Source organism: Bartonella sp. HY406 (genome assembly GCF_025449315.1).
In the GTDB taxonomy this organism is placed as follows: Bacteria; Pseudomonadota; Alphaproteobacteria; order Rhizobiales; family Rhizobiaceae; genus HY038.
The window spans coordinates 467153-489101 of record NZ_CP104893.1; the positions used below are offsets into that span (position 1 = coordinate 467153).

Here is a 21949-nt window from a genome sequence, read left to right on the forward strand (position 1 = left end):
TTACTACAGCCCATAAATAAGCCGCAAAGTATTGCTGATCTCTAGTATGCTAGACAGCAATGAAAAGAAACAAAGTGATGAGTTACTGCCTTTTAATATGGTAACCTCAGTAAAATGGATTATATTGATGCTGCAAAAACTTTATTATGCGAGTTTCGCGTTTTTTTTAAGCTTATTTTTAAGTTTTACCGCGCATGCACAAGCAGATAATAACCCATCTGATGCGATAGGTGAGGGGCAGGCAACAGATCTTGATCCAGCTCTTATTCCAAATAGTCCATTTCGTATAATTGGCTTTGGCGATAGCCTTATGGCTGGCTATCAGCTTGAGCAAGACCAATCTTTTGCAGCTGTTTTGGAAAAAAAACTAAGCAGTGAGGGCTACGAAGTCATTGTTGATAATGCCGGTGTTTCTGGCGATACCACAACCGCCGGTTTGTCCCGTCTTGATTGGTCGGTACCAGATGACGCAAAACTCGTCATTCTTGAGCTTGGTGCCAATGATATGTTGCGCGGTATTGAACCAGAGGTCACCGAGCAAAACCTTGACGCAATGCTTGCCCGCCTTCAAAGCCGCAAAATTCCAGTACTGCTCGCAGGTATGATGGCCGCGCCAAATATGGGGGTAGAAAATGTCACAAAATTCAATGCTATTTATCCGCGCCTTGCACAAAAATATAATGTTACCCTTTATCCGTTTTTTCTTGATGGTGTCGCAGGACAAAGCCAATATCAGCTAAGTGATGGCATGCACCCCAATAGGCAAGGGGTTGAACTTATGGTAGATCGGTTTTTGCCAACCATAAAGGCAGAATTACAAAAGCTTGGTGTTGAACCGCTGCAGGATAGTGAATAATTTTCATACTTTGCGCTTTTTTCCTTTTTACATCAAAAATATATATTTTTGATGTTTATTGAGCTTGTTTCTTTAAATAAATAGGTGCTAACCCTAGTATAGATCATAAAAGTAGATCAATTTTACATTCATGAAATTAATGCTGCAAATAGTCTTTGCGCTCGACTAAGTGCCAATAATTTTTTTTGCGAATTTATCAAAAACGCTTGATATGCGTCATTATAGTGCAATTATTTGCGGCAAAAATTAGAATTTACAAACATATTGAACATTTTACATCTATTGATACCGTTTTCTATAGACCGCGAGCAGTTGCTGATTATATAGTAACTTAATCATGGATTGATAAATGCGCATAGCTATTGTCTTGACCAATGGGGGCAAATCCTTGGGGTTAACAATATTGTATGTGATGAAGTTATGTTGAAGCCGTTGTAAATATGGCAGTCCATTTAACAATATATCATAAGTCAATTAAAGTTTAGCTAGCTTGGTTAATGCTTGTTTTTAACCAATACAAGGATAGCAGCTTGTTAATATAATCAAACGCTATTTAAGTTTTTTAAAAAAATTGTTTAAAAAATAAAATCAACCGCTTTATTTTAGAACTTATTTATTTTATTAAATTTGCAATTTTAATATTATTAACATCCGTATTTACTAAAATTACATATTCTATTTTTTTAAATTCTATATGAAAGTGTCGGGCTATCCGAAAATGAAAAATTCTATTCGTCGTTTATTATGTGCTACAATTCTATTTTCAGGTTTTACGCCGTCTTTTTTCTCTTTTGAGGTTTTTGCAGCGTCGATTACCTATAATGGTACGACCAGTGAATTTGACCAATTACAAGACGATGCGCGCGGGATGGCACAAAAAAGTGTTGGTCCTAATGATAGTGCAGACCAATCAGATAATTCTATTCTTATAAATGATTTAAATGGTTTAGGCGATGATTTTTCCGGTGATATTGCCGTCTATGGTGGTTATTCCGATCAAGGATCTTTAATTTCAAATAATAAAATTACCATGACTGGCGGTTCGGCGGTTGTCGTTTATGGCGGTTTTAGCACGTTGGGGATGGTCCAAAATAACCAAGTTGATCTTTCAAATGCTAAGATTAGCAATAATGTCTATGGTGGCTATAGCGAGGATTCAGAAAACGTCACGAGTAATAGTGTTGTTATTGACAATAATAGTTCGGTAGCAGGCTCGGTATATGGCGGATTAATGAACGGTTATAACGGTGATATTTCTAGAAATATTAGCGCAAACCGCGTTACCATATCGGGAAATAGCTCGATTGAAGGCGATGTGCATGGCGCTTTTATTTACAACTATATGTCTAATATTAGCAATATATTGAATGATAATATTGTCGAAATTACAAATAGTTATGTTAAAGGTCAAGTTGCTGGTGCCTATATTCAAAGTTCGGGCATGTTATCGGCTGATGAAATTTTTAACCTACAAGGAAATAGGGCCAATATTGTTAATAGCCGTGTAGATGGCAGTATCAATGGTGCTTATAGTAATGTTTACGGATCATCATCAGCGTTGCAAAATAGTGTGACGATTTTGAATAGTGATGTCACCCAGGTAAATGGCGGCAATGTGTTTAGCAATGTTGAAGGGGTCAGTCTTATTGTGAATGCCAATTCTGTTGCTATAAGCGGTGGAAGTGCTTCACAAATTCAAGGCGGTAATGCTGAGTTAAATGGTTATAGCCCGTCCTTAGGGCAAGTTTTGGATAACCGCGTTGATGTTGATGGTGTCACAGGTATTGCGTCAATTTATGGCGGCAGAGGCTATATTCGATATGGCTCTGCCTTGGTTAACGGTAATCAGGTTAATGTTTCGAATAGCATTCTGCGTTCAAATTCTGAAATCTATGGTGGTTATGCTTTTGGTGGCGAGAGCCTTCAAGCCAATGATAATAAAGTTCAAATAAGCAATAGTTCTTCAATTACCAGAGTTTATGGTGGTTTCGCTACGGGCGGTAGCGGCATGGAAGAGCAAAAAATTGAAAATTTTGCTCAAAATAATATGGTGGTCATATCGGGGAGTGATATTGGCTTAGAAGTTGTTGGCGGTCTTATCGAAACAAGTATGGCGAGCGACAACAATATTTTAAGCAATGCCGTTTCCATTGCTGATAGTCATATCGGTGGAGACGTTATTGGCGGATCACTTCGCAATTATGGCTCGTCCATTGACGTTACAATTGCTAGTAATACTATAGAATTATCAGGGCTTACAACTATTGATGGCTCTTTATATGGTGGCTATGCAATTAATGGAGTTGATGCAAGCCATGTCACCAATAATAAGGTGACACTTAATGGTGATCAGCTAACTATTCTTGGATCCTTATATGGTGGCTATAGCGTAAGCGGTAGTGGTGAAGTCAATAATGAGTTTGACTGCGTTGTTGCCGGTAACACACTTAATCTTAATCAATATCGCGGCAGTGTCAGTGGTATTTATAATTTTGAAAATTATAATTGGCTATTGCCCAGTTCTATCGTCAATAATGACGTGCTTATCCATATTACCGGCAATGATGCCGTCAATTTAAATAATACCAATCATAGTATTGCAATGATGAATGATGGCAATCGGTTAAATGAGGGTGATGAAATCACCATGATTGATAAGGCTGTCGGTACTCCAACCGCAGCGCCAACCCAAGTAACTCAAGGTCAATTCATTATCTATGACGTTAGCGTTAAAGTGACTGATGACAATAAATTTGTGCTAAAAGTCAATGGTAAAACCGATGGTGAGGAAACGGATACTGACGGTAGCGATGGTAATGAAACTGATACTGATACTGGCGGCACAGATAATAATGAAAGCGGCAGTGGTGGCGGTGACATTGATGTCAAGCCAATTGTTCCCGATCAAAAACCTGCAGGATATATTAATCCACGCAGTAAAGCATTTTCAGAAGGGCGCATTGCCAGCCTTGCCTTCCTTAATCAAGCCAATGATTTGATTGCAACTGCTGGCATTGACAATATTCGTATCATGGTTCGCGCCAATGAAGATGAAATATATCGTCCTCATTTTATTCCATTCATGATCGCTAATGGCTCAACCCAGCGCTACAAAACCGGTAGTCATGTTGATATTGATGGATTCAATATGGCGGTTGGCCTTGCGACCGGTTTTGAAACCAAGGCAAATCATAAAGTAACCCTTGGTTCATTTTTTGAATATGGTCACGGTACTTATGATACCTATAATAATTTTGCCACTTATGGTTCAGTTCATGCTGATGGTGATGTAAATTATAAGGGTGGTGGTATTTTTGGCCGTATAGAGTTTAATGGCACCGGTCTTGGCCAAGTTGCAAGCCTTGCCGCAGATCAGGCCGACGGCCTTTATGTGGAAGCCTCAATAAGAGGCGGCAAAACCCGCAATAAGTTTGATGGTAGCAATGATTTAATTGATGGCGAAGGTTATCGCGGTATTTATGATAGCAAGGTTTCCTATTATGGTGGCCATGCAGCTGTTGCCTATGTTTTAAACTTTGATGAAAAGCAAGCACTAGATGTTTATGGTCGCTATTTGTGGATGCATATGGATGGCGATACAGTCAATATTGGCAAGGATCGGTTGCATTTTGATGCAAGCAACAGCTCGCGCATGCAACTTGGTGGGCGCTATAGCTATGCATATAGCCAGCAATTCAAGCCCTATATTGGCGCGGCATATGAATATGAGTTTGATGGTGCAATTAGCGCCAATGCCTATGGCTTAAGTCTGGCAGAGCCCTCATTAAAAGGCTCAACTGGTATTTTTGAAGCCGGTTTCTTGTTCCATCCAATTGCTGATAATGATGCACTTAGCATTAATGTCAATGGTCAAGGCTTTGTTGGCCAACGTCAAGGTGGTGGCGGCGGTGCTAAAATAAAATATCAATTTTAGAAGCTAAAAGTCCCACCTAAAAATTTATCGCAATGGGTGAAATAGCAAATTTTGCTCATTGCCACAAATATACCAGTTTCATGCAAGATGCTTTGCAATATCATCACACAATTTGCAGTAATTTAGTTTTGTTCTCTTTTAATTGCCCTTCTTCATATCCACATAGAAGATTGGTAAATTGGAGAAGATAAAATGCAATGTCCTATTGATGGTGAAACTCTGGTCATGAGTGAGCGCAGTGGTATCGAAATTGATTACTGCCCAAAATGTCGTGGTATTTGGCTTGATCGTGGCGAATTGGATAAAATTTTAGAGCGTGGCTCGCAGGAAATGAACCAGCGGGATGTGAGTGATCGGCGGGCTGATACGTCTTATGAGCCGCCAAGAGCCGCAAGTTCGCATCATGATTCCTATCGCGATGAGCGTGCGCGTGATGATAGACATGGGGACAGGCGTTATAGTGAAAAAGATCGCTATAATGAAAAAGATCGTTATGACGACCGCTATCATGATGGTAAGAAAAACCGTAAAAAATCATTCTTAAGTGAGATATTTGAGTTTGGTGATTAAATATAAAAGCTATAGGCTGAAACTAATAAAAAGCCCCGTTTTCTAAAAGAAAACGGGGCTTTAATTTTTATACAATACTTGTTTACACTATATTTGTATTCGCTTCATATTAATTGCGGTTACCAAGGAAACGCAAAAGGAACAAGAATAAGTTGACAAAGTCGAGATAGAGGTGCAACGCACCAATCACAATTTTTCTACCACGTGTTTCGTCATGGTCGCCTGCATAATATAATTCTTTGATCTTTTGGGTATCATAAGCGGTAAAGCCTGCAAAAATTAACACACCTGCAACAGAAATAATGAAGTCCATAGCTGATGATTCAACAAACAAGCTAACAAGCAATGCGATAACCAAACCGATAAGACCAATAACTAAAAATGTTCTCATTGGGCTAAGGTCGCGTTTGGTTGTATAACCGTAAAGTGATAAACCACCAAAAGATGCCGCTGTTATAAAGAATGTGCGTGAAATACTGGCAACATCATAAACTAAGAATATCGGTGCCAAAGACGCACCCAACAGTGCTGCATAGGCAATAAATAGAGTTCTTGCTGTTGATGTCGACAAACTATCAATCCGGAATTGCAAAAACATAGCAACGCCAAATGGTACAAGAATTAGGATAAAATTAAATCGATACAAGAACATTAAAAATTCAACATTGGTTGCTGCAAAATAAGCAACAGCCATTGCAATAATGCCTGTAATTGCAAGTCCAACCATCATCAGGTTATAGATGCCAAGCATATAGCTGCGCAAACCTAGATCAATGGATGCATCGCCGCGCGCAATTGTTGTTGTGCGCATATTATTAAAATCTGCCATAATATAATCCTTTGCGTGCGTTCCGTCCGGTGTCGGTCGTTTAAGCAATTTAGTATTCTAATGCTAAAAAATGCCAATTTTATGATGGATTGATATTTATATTTCGTCCGTCATTTTAACACCTATACATCTTGTCTTAAAATTTGAGAGATAGCAAAAATTCATTAAATTTTAAAATAAGAGCAAAGCGCTGATTAAACTCCCAGGCTCCGCTGGCGGAACTCCAGCATGCCTTGCTATTATTATGGCGATTTATAGTTTTATAAACAAGCCTTTAATTTAACTTTTTTTGCTTTTTCACAAAGTATCAAGTGTAAAACTTCATTGATCGGCTGCACTATTTTGATGTTTATTTTTCTTTGCTACTATTATTTTGTTGATTTTTTAAAGCTAACCATAAACTTGGCTTATTTTTGCTTACAACTAAAATCATATGCATTAAAATCTATGTGAGTGGAGTTGTTCGTGGCAGATTTATTGGTGGCTTTAAAAAATGTTGATTTAACCTTGGGTGAGGGTGCTTCAAAAGTCCATGTGTTAAAAAATATTTCACTTACAATTAATAAAGGTGAGGTTATCGGCATTGTCGGGCCATCGGGTTCAGGAAAGTCTACTTTATTAATGGTGCTTGCTGGGCTTGAAAAAGTTGATGGCGGTGAAGTGTTAATTAGTGATTGCGATATTTCAAAGTTAAATGAAGATGAAGCGGCATTGTTTCGTGGCCGCAATATTGGTATTATTTTCCAATCCTTCCACCTTATTCCCAATATGACGGCGCTTGAAAATACGGCTGTTCCCTTAGAGCTTGCAGGTGATAAAAATGCTTTTGATCGCGCGCGCCAAGAATTAGAAGCGGTTGGCCTTGGCCACCGCTTAAACCATTATCCGGCAACCCTATCAGGCGGCGAACAACAGCGCGTTGCTATTGCAAGAGCTTTAGCGCCAAGACCAAAAATTATTATTGCTGATGAGCCAACCGGCAACCTAGATAGCGCAACAGGGCAAGATATTGCCGATCTTTTATTTAAGCGCGCGCAAGACAACGGCACCACCATGGTGCTTGTTACCCATGATAATCAATTAGCGGCGCGCTGCGCCCGCCAAATCCATGTGCGCAATGGCGAACTTGAAGCAGGGCAATGAGCATGAAGCCAAATGATAGCGTTACGGTTGCTTCAAACGCCGTTGATTATTTATCAAAATTTGCCAGTTTAAAACTGGCTTTACGTTTTGCTTTGCGTGAAATGCGCGGTGGCTTACGTGGTTTTTATATTTTTCTTAGCTGCATTGCCCTTGGTGTTGCGGCAATCGGCGGTGTTGGTGGTATTACTGATATGATACGGCAAGAATTTGCCACCCAAGGTAAAATATTGCTTGGTGGTGATTTGCGCGTTTCGATGACGCAAAAGGAAGCAACCCCACAAGAATTAAGCTATCTTAAAAGCATGGGCAATGTGTCTTCTAGCCTTTGGATGCGCACCATGGCACGGCGCAGCAGTGACCAAACCCAGTTACTGGCTGAAGCACGTGCAGTTGACAACAAATATCCGCTTTATGGCAGTGTCAAAGTTAAGCTTAATGATGGCAAATTTTCCAATAATCTTTATGACCAAGTTAAAAATATCAATGGCACTTATGGTGTTGTTGTTGCGCCGCTTTTAGCCCAGCGCCTTGATTTAAATATTGGCGATAAGCTTACCCTTGGCAATACAAATTTTGAAATCAGAGGCTTGGTGGAAAATGAGCCTGATTTGTTATCGGAAGGCTTTCAATTAGGGCTTCGGGTATTTTTGTCAGAAGAGGCAATGAAGCAAACCGGTCTTTTACAACCGGGCAGCCTTTTTACCTATACCTATAAAATAGCGGTTCCTGCCGCTAAATTAGCTGAAGTTGCCAAATTTGATGAAGCGGCTAAAAAGCAATTTCCTGATAATTTATGGATTATCCGCAATAGCGACAATGCAACGCCGGCTTTAACCAGTAATATTGAACGCTTTTCGCAATTTTTAACCCTCGTTGGCTTAATGGCCTTGGTGGTTGGCGGTGTTGGTGTCGCCAATGCGGTGCGTGCCTATCTTGAAACCAAATTCGGTGTGATTGCCACGCTAAAATCGCTTGGTGCTTCGGGTAATTTTGTTATTTGGCTTTATTTAATCCAAATCGTGTTGTTGAGCTTTATCGGTATTGCTATTGGTCTTGTTTTTGCGCTGATTATACCGCCGATTGTTGGACAAATATTAAATTCTTATTTTCCTTTGGCTGGTGGTTGGTCAATTTCCTACCTTAGCCTATTAAATGGTGCAGTTTTTGCCTTGCTAACCACGCTTGGTTTTGCGTTAATACCTTTGGCACGCGCGCGTGAAATTCCGGTCACTACCCTTTTTCGCGCTATGGGCTTTTCTGGCAAGGTTAAAATTGCGCGGCTTTATCTTGTTATTGTCGCATTGATTTTTGGCTCTATTGCTTTCATGGCGGTTTTTACCGCTTATGATCGGCGTATGGCGGCTATTTTCATTATTGCCGTTATTGGTGTTTTCATTGTTTTGCGGCTATTGGCGATTATTATCCAATATCTTGCCAAAAAGGTTTCCCATGTCCGCGCGCCTGCTTTGCGCCTTGCTATTGGCAATATTTATCGCCCAGGTTCCTTAACCAGTGCCATTGTGCTTGCGCTTGGGCTTGGGCTAACTTTGCTTGTTGCTATTGCGACGATTGACGGTAATTTGCGCCGGCAACTTGGCGATACAGTGCCGATCAATGCGCCAGCATTTTTCTTCCTTGATATTCCAAGTGATGGAGAGCCGGCATTTCGTGCCTTGATCGCTCAAAATGATCCCAAGGGTGAATTGCGGCTTATGCCCACTTTGCGGGCGCGTATCACAGCGCTTAATAATGTCGAGGCAAAGGATGCCAATGTCGCTGAAAATGGCCGTTGGGTGCTGCGCGGTGATCGTAATATTACCTATTCAGATAATGTACCACAATCGACCATACTAAAAGAAGGCAAATGGTGGCCGCAAAATTATGATGGCCCACCGCAAGTATCCATGTCAAATGATGAAGCAAAAGCACTTGGCTTAAAGCTTGGTGACATGATAACCGTTAACGCCTTAGGGCGGCAAATATCGGCTAAAATTACTAGCCTGCGGGAAGTGCATTGGGATTCGATGAATATGAATTTCGTCATGATTTTTTCACCCAATAGTTTTCGTGGTGCGCCGCATATTTGGATGGGAACGCTTAAAAAAGGCGATGGCACGCTTGAAGATGTGGCATTAATGCGCGCTATTGGTAAGGATTTTCCCTCGGTGACGATTTTATCAGTGCAAGATATTATCACCAATGCACGAGAGCTTATAGATCAAATTGGTCTTGGTGTGCGTGCCTCTGCCTCTATTGCTTTGCTTGCCGCCATTCTTGTGTTAGCAGGTGCGCTGTCCGCCGGTAACCGTAGCCGAACCCATGATGCGGTGGTGCTAAAAACTCTTGGCGCAACCCGCAAAGTGCTTATTCGTGCCTTTTTATATGAATATATAATTTTAGGCGTTGTCAGCGCGGTTTTTGCCTTTATTGCAGGCAGTGCGGCAGGGCTTGCTATGGCACGTTTTCGTATGGATCTTGATGCAGTACTATTGCCGCAAACAGGGCTTATGGTTTTGGTTGCTGCCTTGGTGCTAAGTGTTGGTTTTGGTCTTATTGGCACATGGCGTATTTTAGGGCAAAAACCATCGCGTTGGCTGCGTGAATTGTGATAATTAGACTAAGAGAGGGGCGAATGAAAAATTGTCTTTGGTATCCAATCGATGCTTTTCATTCGCTTCATGAATATGCACGCTTTTGTAATTGGTTGCAGCTTCAAATTGCTGAAGGCATGGTTGAAGAAATAACCGTAAATGAAAATTCAACCCGTTTGCCTTTGTATCAGCAACGAACCTTTATTTGCAAATTAACTGGAGAAAAATGGCAGCTTATTGCGCCAGATTTTCCTTTTAAAGGAACTTGGTTGCCTCATTTTTGATAAATTATATTGAATTGTGTTTACAGTATTTAGGTATATAAGATAAACTATATTAGGATATTGGCATGTTGGTTAAAACACCGGATAATGAAACTTTAAATGTTTTTCAAATTTTTTGGAATTCGCAATATACCAGTTTAGGTATATTGCGACCTAATACTGGTGGCATGAATGTCATTTACCTGCATGAAGTAGAGGTCATTGATCCATCGTTCAATTTTCGCACAGTTTTATTCCAAAGTGAAAATGGCACCATGCTTGCTCATTGGGCGCTTATTGAAAAAAAACTATTGGATGATTTTATTGATCATTCGAAATCTGTCTATCTAGAATTTTTGGAAATTATTAAAAAAGAAGGTATTGTTGACAAAAATTTTTATTAATAAATAGCGGGTACCAATGCACTGTGACGATCCTTGTCACATAAAACTTGGCGATATTTAATTTCGGATCAGTTCACTGGTAGAGGATAGAATTTACACATCAATAATTGGAGAAAAATGGCAGCTTATTGCGCCAGATTTTCCTTTTAAAGGAACTTGGCTGCCTCATTTTTGATAGGTTATATTGAATGGAGTTTACAGTATGCTTTATCACGCCTTCACATTTTGGGGAGCAATCCGTAAAAATGTTCAATTCAACACCGTTGATGAATATATTAAAGACATATATTCTCATTTAAATTTAAACATTACTCATATCGGATATCACTCTGAGAAGTATGATAGTAAAGGTTATAGAACTTACCAAAGAGTGATTAAAAAGCTTCGTTGTTTTGATGAAGAAATAGATAACCTTGCATATGTAACATTTGATTATACGGGTAAAGAATCTGAAATATTATCAAATTTTGACATTCAGATAGGGATAAGAGAAGAAAATTTTAAACTATATGATCATGTTGGTCCTAATCCTAAAAGAGATATCTGTCATTTTGTGCTTAAAAATCAATATATTTCGAACAATTTTAAAGAAGCAATATTGCCAATTTTTAAACAATTAGCCAATATCGTTCTTGATAAAAATGAGTATCAGTACTTTGTTACTGAAAAACATTTTGCAATTGATAGTTATCAAGAAGGAAAGAAAGTTGAGGATATTCCAGATATTGCTTCGATTAGAGTATTAGAGCGTAAAATTTATAAATAAAGTTTTTTGGCTAGATCTTTTGGCGGAACACCATTGGCTAAAAGACGGTTAGCAGATTTAAATTTGCTGTTGTTCATTTTACGTAGGCGGCTACCAATGGGGCCCAATTGTTTTGCTATTATTAATCTAGCCCGCGTGCGCTCAATAATCAATTCTCGTTCCATTTGTGCTAAACTTGCCATCACATGAAAAAAGAACCTACCAGACACTATTTGTATCAATCTAATCCGTTATATATTCCGCTTAACGAAAATTCACTGCTAGGTAAACATTTACCTAAATCAATTACAGATAAATACTTACCGTAAAGATAAAATTTATATTCACATATAAAATCCTCTCCAATGATTTTATATATACCGTTATCATACTCTAAATTTCCTTCAGAGATGTAATTTCTTAAATTTTTTTCGTTATTGACCTTAAAAGAGCTTGCACCTGACATATACAATTTATCATCAGTGATATTCAAATCAATATTTAAATTCTTGTACTCATCATATGCAATCCATTCTCCAATTAAATGTTTATTGTCATATTTATTAATATTTACTGAAGATAAAGAATTACTATTAACCCAACCAGATATATATTTATTATTATCCATTTTATAAATAATACATGTAAAATTATTATAATTAACGCCAGCCAAGACTAAATCATTATTAATTAAATATTTATTGGTAATGCTATTATTTTCAATAGTTTTATATATAAAAGATTTCTTATTTATTTTTTTAATTTCGCCATTATTGTTATTAATAAAAGAATTTACATCGCCACAAATAGAAATAAGATGTTCATATTGTTTCTTTTCTAATCCTTGCGCATACAATGTATATATATTTATATTTAAAAAAAAATATTATTAAAAAAATATTTCATAATTTACCACCTATTAAAACTATTTGATAAAAAATAGGCCTTGTCGCAAAGTTCCGAGTAAAACTGATAAGACATGTTAAATTAAATGATAAAATGAAAAATGCAGGTAGTCAACTCACAGCATGCTGTCAAAATGACTCAGTAGTTTTAGGTTCAGGTAGAATTACAACTATACCTAATTTACATCAATAGGATTAATGATTATGCTATTTCATTCATATATATTTTGGGGCACTATCCGTAAAGATAGTCAATTCAATATAATTAATCACCAAGCAAATGAAATATTTGTTGATATGGGATTGGATATTACTCATATTGGTTATGAATCTAATACTTATGATAGTAAAACCTATAGAAAATATAATAGAGTAAATAAAAAATTGATGAATTTAAATGAAAATTTAGATAATATATATTTTTTAAATATAACTAATAATGCAAAAGATGCTTACTATTTGTATGAATATGACGTGCAACTTGATTTTCTCAATAAAATTTTCGCTGGCAACAAGCAAAGACCAAATGATAGTTGCCAACTTGTAATTAAAGAAAAATATTTAGATGATAATTTTAAAAATAACATTATCGAAAAATTTAAACACCTAGCTAAGTATATTTTAGATGTAAATGAATTTCAACATTATACATGTAGAAGCCAAACTAAAGCTGGAGATTATATTTTTTACAAGGGTACAAAAAGGGATTTTAGATCAATTAATATTTTGGAGCGTGAAATTTATAAATGAACGATTGGTTTAATTCAAGTCAACCTTGATGCCACGCTCCAATAACAGCTCCTCAATATCCCTATAGCTTAAACAATAACGCAGATACTTGGCTGCCACCTGAATAATAATTATCGCATCAAAGTGCCGTATTATTTAAATTAGGTATAAAATCATTCCTTACTCAACCACCGCTTATATGCTGAAATAATTTATTCTTTAATTTTTTGAGCCACTATGCTTCGTTAAAACAGGAAAGCCCAAGGATTAGATTTGTCTCAAGTTTTCTTATTTTTAACGTTAATACAGATTACGAATAATATTTGCGAAAAGGTTGGAGAAACAAAATGAATCTAGAAGCAATAAATCCAATTGTTTATGGTGCTTGGTTACAAAGAAAAGCAGCAGGCCCCCGATTTTATGAGCCTAGTACACGAGAACAATTACAGAAAATTGAAGATATGATTGGGTCTCATTTATCTGATGACTTTATTGATTCCATGCTAGAATATTCAATGGTTGCTCCAACTGAAACTAATGATTGCTCGTGTTTTAAAGTTGATTATATTAGTGGTTCAAAGCTTGAATGTTCTTATTTGTTGGTTGAATCTGCTCAGTCCATAATCAATGCAATAGACTGGTATCAAAATCCATCACCTTATAACGACGAAATTGGCCCGCGCCTTCCTAAAGTTTTACTGCCACTTTCAAGAGATAATGAGTCATCATTACTTATCGATTTACGCCCAAAAACTTTTGGTAATATTTTATATCATCCTGATTTATCCGTTTGGACTTTTGGCACATCAATGAACGATTGGGATACAATTGGCTATGTAGCACCAAATTTTACTGATATGTTAAAAGAGTTAAATAGTGAAGAAGTCATAAAAGAACGTTATAATTTATAAAGTGTTCATAATGGAAACAGGTTTTATTTAATATAGAAAATTACCCTAATCCAGTAATTGCATCAGAGTATTTTTATTGGCCCGAACCTTTACAAAACCTTGCAAGTTTCAAACCTCTAGGGTCTTGAACCTAGTCTTTCAACTTGTCAATTTCCTGCCGCAAAATGGCTTTATCAGTATAAGGGCGGCCTATAATATAATGGCGGACAAAATCATCAGGCAGCAATTTAAATAGCCGTTCAGCCTCCAATATTTTAGCCTGTTTGATTGCAATAGCTAGCTGAATAAAATATGAATCTATTTGAAAATAAGGTTCTTTTTCAATTTCAATAAAGGCTAATTTGGCTTCATCAAGTAATCCAGTATTCATATAATCTGTACCAAGACCATATAAGATTCCATATCTCTCCTTTAGTTGATTATCTTTTAGCAATGTCAGCGCTATTTTTTCATGGTCGATTGCATTTTGATACATCTTCAACATGCTGAAAGCATCCGAAATGCTAACGTGTGGCTGATAATCTGAAGGGTCTTCTCCAATAGCTTTTTGACAATATTCTATCAGGAAGCCGTATTCCCGTTTCATAAAAGCCTGATCCGCAATATCTTTTTCAAATGCCATGACATTTCCTCCTTAAAAATTATACACCAACTGGGTTACAGCCTTGCAGCAAAGTTTAATTTATATGCATTTATGCCCTAAACCCACAGTTTTTAGGTATTGTTAACTTATCTAACTGCAAATATATCGCGGTGCAATGAGTTGCGCTTTTTCCAAATCTATAACAAGGAATTAAAAATGATTATTTACGAAAAAATATTTTTCCAAATAATAGAACCATTTCTCTGCCTATGGGATAACGACGAAATGGGAGATCAGGTGATGGAATTTGAAAATAAGAAGGATTATGATGGATTAAAGGAATTTATACAAAATAACATTGAAAATCATTTAATCTACCTAATTGGCGATGATTATTTAAAATCAAACAATGTAAAAAATACTATTTTTTACTATGTAAATTGTTGTTCAACAGAAAAATTAGATGCTAAATTAGCATCTTATTTGATAAGTTTTACAGAAATAAGTGTCTTTACAACTGCTTTAGATAATATTTTAAAAAAGATGATTAATTTGACAGGAAATGTAACGATTAAATGTGAAGACATAATTGAAAATAGTAAATCATTAGATGAAATTGAAATTTTTAATTATAGTGATGCTTGGGTTGACTATTTAATAAAATAGTATTCCTGTTTGAGGTCATGATAACCAACCTTTTTGCAAGTAACTAAAATTTTAAGAAATTGATCTCACAGAATCTGATATTAGATGTAGGGTAACTTCATTGGCAAATCAGCCAGAGCGTAATGGCAGCCATTGGCTTAATGCTTGTTTGATAATATTTATGGGGTTTTGCATGTTCTTGCCTAAAAATCATAATATTTTAGCAAGCAAGCTGTGAAAAGCTGCAAATCTATGCCCAACTTGCTAAGAAGGGCTTTGCCTTTATTGTTAACACCTGCTAAATCGCTTCTATGACGACAAAACTTGACCATATTCGAAATTTTTCCATCGTGGCGCATATCGACCACGGCAAATCAACATTGGCCGACCGCCTCATTCAATTGACTGGCGGTCTGGATACGCGCGAGATGAAGGATCAGGTGCTTGATTCTATGGATATCGAGCGCGAGCGTGGCATTACCATTAAGGCGCAAACCGTGCGTTTGCATTATAAGGCCAAAAATGGTGAAGACTATGTTTTCAATCTCATTGATACGCCCGGTCACGTTGACTTCGCCTATGAGGTATCGCGCTCATTATCGGCTTGTGAAGGCTCGCTTTTAGTCGTTGATGCTTCACAAGGCGTGGAAGCGCAAACCCTTGCCAATGTTTATCAGGCCATTGATAATAACCATGAATTGGTCGTTGTTTTAAATAAGATTGATTTGCCCGCAGCTGAACCAGAGCGCGTTAAAGAGCAGATCGAAGAAGTGATTGGCATTGATGCCAGTGATGCGGTGGAAATTTCTGCTAAAACTGGTCTTGGCATTGCCGATGTTTTGGAAGCAATTGCAACAAGATTACCGCCCCCACGGGAAGGCGATGCAAGCAAGCCGCTAAAAGCCATGTTAGTGGATAGTTGGTATGATGCCTATCTTGGCGTTATTGTGCTTGTGCGGGTTATTGATGGCGTTTTGAAAAAAGGTCAAACTATCCGCATGATGGATACTGGCGCAAAATATCCGGTTGAGCGTGTGGGCGTGTTTACCCCAAAAATGTTGGCAATGGATGAATTGGGGCCGGGTGAAATTGGTTTTATCACAGCGTCCATCAAAGAAGTTGCTGATACGCGCGTTGGTGATACCATTACTGAAGATCGCCGCCCTTGTGAAGATGCACTACCAGGCTTTAAACCTGCGCAACCCGTTGTTTTCTGTGGTCTATTCCCGGTTGATGCGGCAGATTTTGAAGATTTGCGCGGCGCAATGGGTAAATTACGCCTTAATGATGCAAGCTTCTCCTTTGAAATGGAAACATCCGCCGCACTTGGTTTTGGTTTCCGTTGTGGTTTCTTAGGGCTTCTTCATCTTGAAATTATCCAAGAGCGTTTGGAGCGTGAGTTTAATCTTGATCTGATTGCTACAGCGCCATCGGTTGTTTACCGCATGAATATGCTAGACGGTAGCCAGAAGGAATTGCACAATCCTGCTGATATGCCGGATATTATCAAGATTACCTCGATTGAAGAGCCTTGGATTAAAGCAACTATTTTAACGCCAGATGAATATTTGGGTGCTATTTTAAAGCTTTGCCAAGATCGTCGTGGTATTCAGGTTGACCTATCCTATGTTGGCACTCGTGCTATGGTCACTTATGATTTGCCATTAAATGAAGTGGTTTTTGATTTTTACGACCGCTTGAAGTCTATTTCCAAGGGCTATGCTTCATTTGATTATCAAATTACTGATTATCGTGAAGGCGACCTTGTAAAAATGTCGATTTTGGTCAATGCTGAGCCAGTGGACGCGCTGTCAATGTTGGTGCACCGCACCGCGGCGGAAAAGCGTGGCCGCGTCATGTGTGAAAAGCTAAAAGACCTTATTCCGCAACATATGTTCCAAATCCCGATTCAAGCGGCAATTGGCGGCAAGATTATTGCTCGTGAAACCATTCGCGCTTTACGTAAAGATGTGACCGCTAAATGTTATGGTGGTGACGTTAGCCGTAAGCGTAAATTGCTTGATAAGCAAAAAGAGGGCAAAAAGCGCATGCGTCAATTTGGTAAGGTGGAAATTCCTCAGGAAGCCTTTATCCAAGCGCTTAAAATGGGCGATAATTAGGCTTTCAGTCTCTGCTAAATTCATTAAAACGCTAAATGGCAAAGCTGCTATTTAGCGTTTTTTATTGATCTAATCGCTATATTAAGCGACTTCTATTTTTAGTTTATAAAATTCATTTTGTTAGTATTTTGTGTTATGAATTCCATTGCGGTTTCTTCATCACATTCAATTGCTATTTCAACCGCTTGCTTGGCTATATCTAGCAAATTCTCTGCTTGAGATTTTAACGCAAAACTTTGTTTTACAAGGTTACAAATCGAACGTTGTTTTTCAATGTTTAAAATTGGAATTATTGTATCCTGTACTTGACTTATACGCCAATGATCAATGATAGAGCCGCCAGAATCTCTTTCTGCTTGTTGTTGTACGACTTTAGAATTTAAAACTAAGGTTAAATATTCGGGTAAGATATTATCGTCTTGAATTGTTAAATGTAAAATTGCACCAGAAGTAATTGAGTTGCTATCTTCGGTCATTAAATAGGCAACACCAATGCTACCATCCTTTGATAAAAGAATAGTATCCTTCTTCAACATCAAGTCGTCTAACCGTTCTTTGTTAGCGTTATAGTAATCTTTTTTAAGTTTCAGAGTAGGCTCGCTGATGCCTATTTTATTATAATCAGCAACGCGAATAAATGGAATACCTTCAGTGTCATAAGCATTGGAACCCGGTTCAACTGATTTTTTTATTATAACTAATTCTTTTAATAGTTTGTGATGTATACTTTTTATATGATTGATTATTTCTTCATATTTGGGCAGATAATATTCTGCATCTAAGCGTCCTGTTATTTCAAAGGAATCCTTATTTGATTTAATATTAATAGCTTGTTGATTTGGTTTGAAATTCTTCAAATCCAACTCTTCTAATAAAATATCTTCTGCTTGCTGGTATAATAAAATCGCGCTAGTTCTTTGTTTATGTGCTAAGTGCAAATTGTAACTAACTATATTTTGTAACTCGGCTGAAAGTATAGGAATTTCAACTTCTTTTACCTCCTCTGGATTTATGTTTGTCTGATTAATAGATTCGCGAGCTCTTCGTTTTAAATCTCGTACACCTTGTCGAGTATTCAAATAACATGTCAAATATTCTGGAGTAATTATATTGGGGTCAGGTATAAATCTAACTAAATAGGAAGCAAATGTCCTTTCTAAATTGTCGTGTTTATAGTATATTCCTGTTCTGCCGACCCATTCATATGAATTTGTTCTATTAAATAAAACATCTCGATCATCTAATAAATATGCTTTAACTTCCGTAAAAGGTAAATCAATATACTTATTAGTTTCTAAGTCACATAACATAGAGTGGATTTCATTCATTCTATAAATAGGAAACCCTTTTTTTTCTTCAGACATGGAAATAGATAATCCATATTGACTTGACAATATGACACTACCAATTTTCTTATATGTTAATTTATCGTTTTTTTGAGGAGCATCGGTATGAAAACCTGAATCAATTCTCCTATCCTTATTTTTATTTACATCAGAAAGATAAACCTCCCTGATTTCCAGCCCTTTTAATGAAGCCTCATATTTTGCTTCATCAAAAGGGCTGTTTAAAAAAAACTTAATTTTTCCTTTTTGGCAAATTCAATAAAGGCTTCCGCTATGCCATCTTGAGTTAAGTCATCATGATTATATAAGTCATGTTTAACTATGAGATGACCATGCTCATCAAGCCTATGGCTGCCATCAGCATTTTTAATAAATATTTTGTCACCTGAATTATCTTTGCTTGGCTCTTGCATCGTTGCAAAGAAAATTGGATAATCATCGCGTTTAGGACAAAGTTTTTCATCCCATTTTTGTACAAAAAGAACGCTTGTTTTTGTGCCTGTATGGGGTTTAAAGACATTGCCGTGTAATCCTACTACTGCTAGAATCCTACAACGTTCAGCAATGAAATCGCGAATATATTTATCTGTACTATTGTTAAATCTACCTTGCGGAAGAACTATGGCCATTCTTCCTCCCGGTTTTAAAAAATCTAAATTTCGTTCGATAAATAACACATCACGCACAACTTTCGTTTGCATTTTTCCCTTAGCATTTTTTCCTAGTTCATATTTGGCTAAAATGCGACTTTCTTTGATATCGCCAGCAAAAGGCGGATTTGCCATCAAAATATCAAAGTTAAAATCACGATTACTTTTTGGTGATTGTCTTAATTTGCGCAGATTCTTCCAACCAGTATTATAAGTATCAAGCCAATTTTCGTCTTTGGTGTTTTCATCCCAACGCTCATAATCAAGTGTATTCAAATGCAGTACATTTGTTTGTCCATCGCCAGCTATTAAATTTAACGTACGAGAAACACGCACTGATTTTTCATCAAAATCAATCGCAAATACATTATTTTCAACGTAATCTGTACATTCTTGAGGCTTTTTTTCCAGGCTAAATAGATAACTGATTTCAATGTTTTTCTCTTTTAAAATATTTCGCCAGACGTAAAAAATACTATGAACAGGAAAGCCACAACTTCCCGAGGCTGTATCTATAATTGTCTCATGTGCTTGAGGATTCAGCATTTTTACGCACATATCAATAACATAGCGTGGTGTAAAATACTGTCCCTTTTCACCTTTGCTTGATTTGCTAATTAAATACTCAAAAGCTTCATCTACCACATCTAGGTTGGAGTTAAATAATTTTACGTCCTGCAATGAAGAAACGCAGACAGATAAATGAGATGGTGTTAGCAATATTTTAGCGTCATTGCTAAATACACCATCCCATTTTTTTTTCGCATCATTAAAGAGGTTTTGAATTTTTTCCTTTAATTCTGTCTCAGTATCGCCGTAATTTCTAAATTGTAAAGTACGGTGTTTATTATTGCCTGATTGCATTTCATCATAAAGCTTAGTAAAAATAAGCTTAAATAATTCTTCAAAAACATCTACACCTGCATTGGCTAAGACTTCATCTTCCATTTCAAGAACAAGGTCTTTTAAAGATTTTTTCTCAGTTATCAGCTTATCTTTTTTAACCAAATCGTCGATGGTCCAACGCTCTGTTAAAATATCCGATAGTTTTTCATTTTCATTCGGAATATTAGGTATATCTTCGAAAAAGTTAGGATCTTTACGATGATAAAACGAAATAGCGTCTCCGTTGGTCCAAATGCCGATAGGCGCACCTGTAGCGTTACAGTACGATTTTAACTGCTCTTTACCATCTTTTAACTTTGGTTTTTTTAATTCAATAATTATAAATGGGTCTGTGCGCCTATCTTTATCAAAAATGACAATGTCGGCTCTCTTTTTTTCACGACCAAACGAAACGGAGTACTCCAATTCCATGCGTGTTATTGGATAATTGTATTCATCTATCAACTTAACTAAGTATAATTGTCTTACAGCTTCTTCAGGTGTTAGTTTAATTTCCTTTTTTCTGATCAAACATTTTATATATACAACTGCGTTGCCATTTTTATCTTGTTTAATAAAGATGGAATTTTCAATTTTTGCAATTTGCTTATCTGAGAATTGTGATAATTTATAAGGTGAACCTTTAGTTAAATTGTATAAATACATAGAATGTTTAAGACCTTTATGGTTTATTATTGAGTGAGTTTCATATTCCGCTGTAAATTTGTTATGGTAGTTTTTTATATCCTATGCAATCCTTAAATTCTATATTAGTCATCTGCTTTTTTGGGAGCAATCTCAAGTTTTTGCAGTTCCGCTTTCATTAATGGCAAAAACCGCTCGACCATGATTTCAATACCTTCCTTATTAGGGTGCATGCCATCACTTAGTTGGTATTGGCGTTGTCCTGCTACGCCATCAAGAAAAAATAGATAAAGGGTAATGTTATATTTTTCCGCAAGTTTTGGGTAAATGGCGTTAAATTTCTCTGCATTTTCTGCTCCCATATTAGGTGCGGTCAACATGCCGGCAAGGAGAACAGGAATTTTGCGGTTTTGAAGGCGTTCAAGCATTGCATCTAGGTTCTGCTCTGTTACCTCAGGTTCAATGCCGCGTAGCATATCATTGGCCCCTAGTTCTAAAATAACCAGCTTTGCATCTTCAGTAACCGACCAATCAAGCCGCGCAAGACCCGCGGTTGTTGTATCTCCAGATACTCAGGCTTTATCTAAAATCACATCATAGCCTTGACTATGCATTTTTGTTCTAAAACTGCGGTAAAAGATTGGTCTTGTGGAAGTTCATAGCCGGGCATGAGGTTATCACCAAAACCGATGATGCGAAATGGACTATTGGGAATAAGGGATGGGTCAAGGTCAGTCGCTTGATCCTCGCCAATGTTTTCAGGCAGACTACTTGCCGTTTGTGCATGGGCATTAAAGGTTAGGAAAAAGCTTAAAATTAACCCCAAACTTGCATAATACATTTTTTGCAACATCACTATAATCCATGTTCTCTTGCGGGATTGCCCCTTTTAGGCCTATGGCACTGTTTACCTATCTAATCTGGCCACTATTTTATGGCCAATGGCTTGCAGTTTGACATTTTTTATTGTCACTTTTATGGCTTTTTAAAAAACAAGAGTGGCAGATGTCCCCGTTTCAACTCAAAATACCTAAAGCCCTTTTTACCGCTTGCTATGGTAAATTACTATGCACAGCTTTTAATATGTGTAAAGACAGGTAATATATTGCCTTTTTGTTAGCAGCAGTCTGCCTTAATAGCAAATCGGATGCAGTCTTTTTTAAAGCTAATGATTATAAAATATTTTGTGATTAAA

The 21949-nt window shown here is 37.1% G+C and carries 18 protein-coding genes and 3 pseudogenes; 12 read left to right on the forward strand and 9 right to left on the reverse strand.

All coding sequences use genetic code 11. From position 1 onward, the window contains the following. Positions 1–127: 127 nt before the first annotated feature. The 3 genes from N6B01_RS01915 (at position 128) to N6B01_RS01925 (ending at position 5360) form a co-directional block, all read left to right on the forward strand. Complete coding sequence (locus tag N6B01_RS01915) at positions 128–856, forward strand: arylesterase (RefSeq protein WP_262079676.1); 729 nt, start codon at positions 128–130, stop codon at positions 854–856. A gap of 718 nt (positions 857–1574) precedes the next feature. Beyond that, the gene (locus tag N6B01_RS01920) at positions 1575–4790 is read left to right on the forward strand and encodes an autotransporter outer membrane beta-barrel domain-containing protein (RefSeq protein ID WP_262079678.1); all 3216 of its coding nucleotides are present in this window, start codon (positions 1575–1577) and stop codon (positions 4788–4790) included. Between the two features lie 192 nt (positions 4791–4982). Continuing rightward, a complete protein-coding gene (locus tag N6B01_RS01925) occupies positions 4983–5360 on the forward strand; it encodes a TFIIB-type zinc ribbon-containing protein (RefSeq protein WP_182418659.1) in 378 nt (125 codons plus the stop codon). Positions 5361–5469: 109 nt separating this feature from the next. On the opposite strand, the gene N6B01_RS01930 is transcribed toward N6B01_RS01925, so the two are convergent. Further along, positions 5470–6189: a Bax inhibitor-1/YccA family protein gene (locus N6B01_RS01930; RefSeq protein WP_182418660.1), complete on the reverse strand. Its 720-nt coding sequence runs from the start codon at positions 6187–6189 to the stop codon at positions 5470–5472. Between the two features lie 465 nt (positions 6190–6654). Here N6B01_RS01930 and N6B01_RS01935 point away from each other — a divergent pair, with 465 nt between their 5' ends. From N6B01_RS01935 to N6B01_RS01955, 5 genes are all read left to right on the forward strand, one after another. Then, positions 6655–7332: an ABC transporter ATP-binding protein gene (locus N6B01_RS01935; protein WP_262079680.1), complete on the forward strand. Its 678-nt coding sequence runs from the start codon at positions 6655–6657 to the stop codon at positions 7330–7332. A 101-nt stretch (positions 7333–7433) separates the two neighbouring features. Next, positions 7434–9941, forward strand: coding sequence for an ABC transporter permease (locus N6B01_RS01940; RefSeq protein ID WP_262080540.1), 2508 nt, complete (start codon positions 7434–7436; stop codon positions 9939–9941). Positions 9942–9964: 23 nt separating this feature from the next. Beyond that, positions 9965–10207, forward strand: coding sequence for a hypothetical protein (locus N6B01_RS01945; protein WP_262079682.1), 243 nt, complete (start codon positions 9965–9967; stop codon positions 10205–10207). A gap of 65 nt (positions 10208–10272) precedes the next feature. After that, entirely contained in the window at positions 10273–10590 is a 318-nt protein-coding gene (locus N6B01_RS01950; RefSeq protein WP_262079684.1) for a hypothetical protein, read from the forward strand. A 202-nt stretch (positions 10591–10792) separates the two neighbouring features. Continuing rightward, positions 10793–11356, forward strand: coding sequence for a hypothetical protein (locus tag N6B01_RS01955; protein ID WP_262079686.1), 564 nt, complete (start codon positions 10793–10795; stop codon positions 11354–11356). Here N6B01_RS01955 and N6B01_RS15200 read toward each other — a convergent pair. Continuing rightward, a pseudogene (locus tag N6B01_RS15200) lies at positions 11347–11562 on the reverse strand (recombinase family protein); the annotation flags it as partial. The gene N6B01_RS01955 and the pseudogene N6B01_RS15200 overlap by 10 nt on opposite strands. An 11-nt stretch (positions 11563–11573) precedes the next feature. Next, on the reverse strand, positions 11574–12191 hold the full coding sequence (locus tag N6B01_RS01960; RefSeq protein ID WP_262079687.1) for a hypothetical protein: 618 nt from the start codon (positions 12189–12191) through the stop codon (positions 11574–11576). 253 nt (positions 12192–12444) lie between these two features. On the opposite strand from N6B01_RS01960, the gene N6B01_RS01965 reads away from it, so the two are divergent. Further along, on the forward strand, positions 12445–12990 hold the full coding sequence (locus tag N6B01_RS01965; protein WP_262079689.1) for a hypothetical protein: 546 nt from the start codon (positions 12445–12447) through the stop codon (positions 12988–12990). Between the two features lie 18 nt (positions 12991–13008). On the opposite strand, the pseudogene N6B01_RS01970 reads toward N6B01_RS01965, so the two are convergent. After that, positions 13009–13125 (reverse strand): annotated as a pseudogene (locus N6B01_RS01970) (IS6 family transposase); the annotation flags it as partial. 191 nt (positions 13126–13316) lie between these two features. On the opposite strand from N6B01_RS01970, the gene N6B01_RS01975 reads away from it, so the two are divergent. Next, positions 13317–13880, forward strand: coding sequence for an SMI1/KNR4 family protein (locus N6B01_RS01975; RefSeq protein WP_262079690.1), 564 nt, complete (start codon positions 13317–13319; stop codon positions 13878–13880). 130 nt (positions 13881–14010) lie between these two features. On the opposite strand, the gene N6B01_RS01980 is transcribed toward N6B01_RS01975, so the two are convergent. Further along, positions 14011–14502 (reverse strand): tetratricopeptide repeat protein, encoded by a 492-nt coding sequence (locus N6B01_RS01980; protein WP_182418674.1) that lies wholly within the window; start codon positions 14500–14502, stop codon positions 14011–14013. A 177-nt stretch (positions 14503–14679) separates the two neighbouring features. On the opposite strand from N6B01_RS01980, the gene N6B01_RS01985 reads away from it, so the two are divergent. Together N6B01_RS01985 and lepA are read left to right on the forward strand one after the other, a co-directional pair. Continuing rightward, positions 14680–15129 carry a hypothetical protein gene (locus N6B01_RS01985; RefSeq protein WP_262079691.1) on the forward strand — a complete coding sequence of 150 codons (450 nt, stop codon included), beginning with the start codon at positions 14680–14682 and terminating at the stop codon, positions 15127–15129. Positions 15130–15419: 290 nt separating this feature from the next. Next, positions 15420–17228, forward strand: a complete 1809-nt coding sequence (gene lepA, locus N6B01_RS01990) for a translation elongation factor 4 (RefSeq protein WP_182418676.1) — start codon at positions 15420–15422, stop codon at positions 17226–17228. 98 nt (positions 17229–17326) lie between these two features. Here the strand turns inward: lepA and N6B01_RS01995 are convergent, their stop codons facing one another. From N6B01_RS01995 to N6B01_RS02010, 4 genes and pseudogenes are all read right to left on the reverse strand, one after another. Further along, positions 17327–18592 (reverse strand): restriction endonuclease subunit S, encoded by a 1266-nt coding sequence (locus N6B01_RS01995; protein WP_262079692.1) that lies wholly within the window; start codon positions 18590–18592, stop codon positions 17327–17329. A 203-nt stretch (positions 18593–18795) separates the two neighbouring features. Then, positions 18796–20775: a type I restriction-modification system subunit M gene (locus N6B01_RS02000; protein ID WP_262079693.1), complete on the reverse strand. Its 1980-nt coding sequence runs from the start codon at positions 20773–20775 to the stop codon at positions 18796–18798. A gap of 104 nt (positions 20776–20879) precedes the next feature. After that, positions 20880–21266 (reverse strand): annotated as a pseudogene (locus N6B01_RS02005) (GDSL-type esterase/lipase family protein); the annotation flags it as partial. A gap of 77 nt (positions 21267–21343) precedes the next feature. Beyond that, on the reverse strand, positions 21344–21607 hold the full coding sequence (locus tag N6B01_RS02010) for a hypothetical protein (RefSeq protein WP_262079694.1): 264 nt from the start codon (positions 21605–21607) through the stop codon (positions 21344–21346). Between the last annotated feature and the right edge of the window lie 342 nt (positions 21608–21949).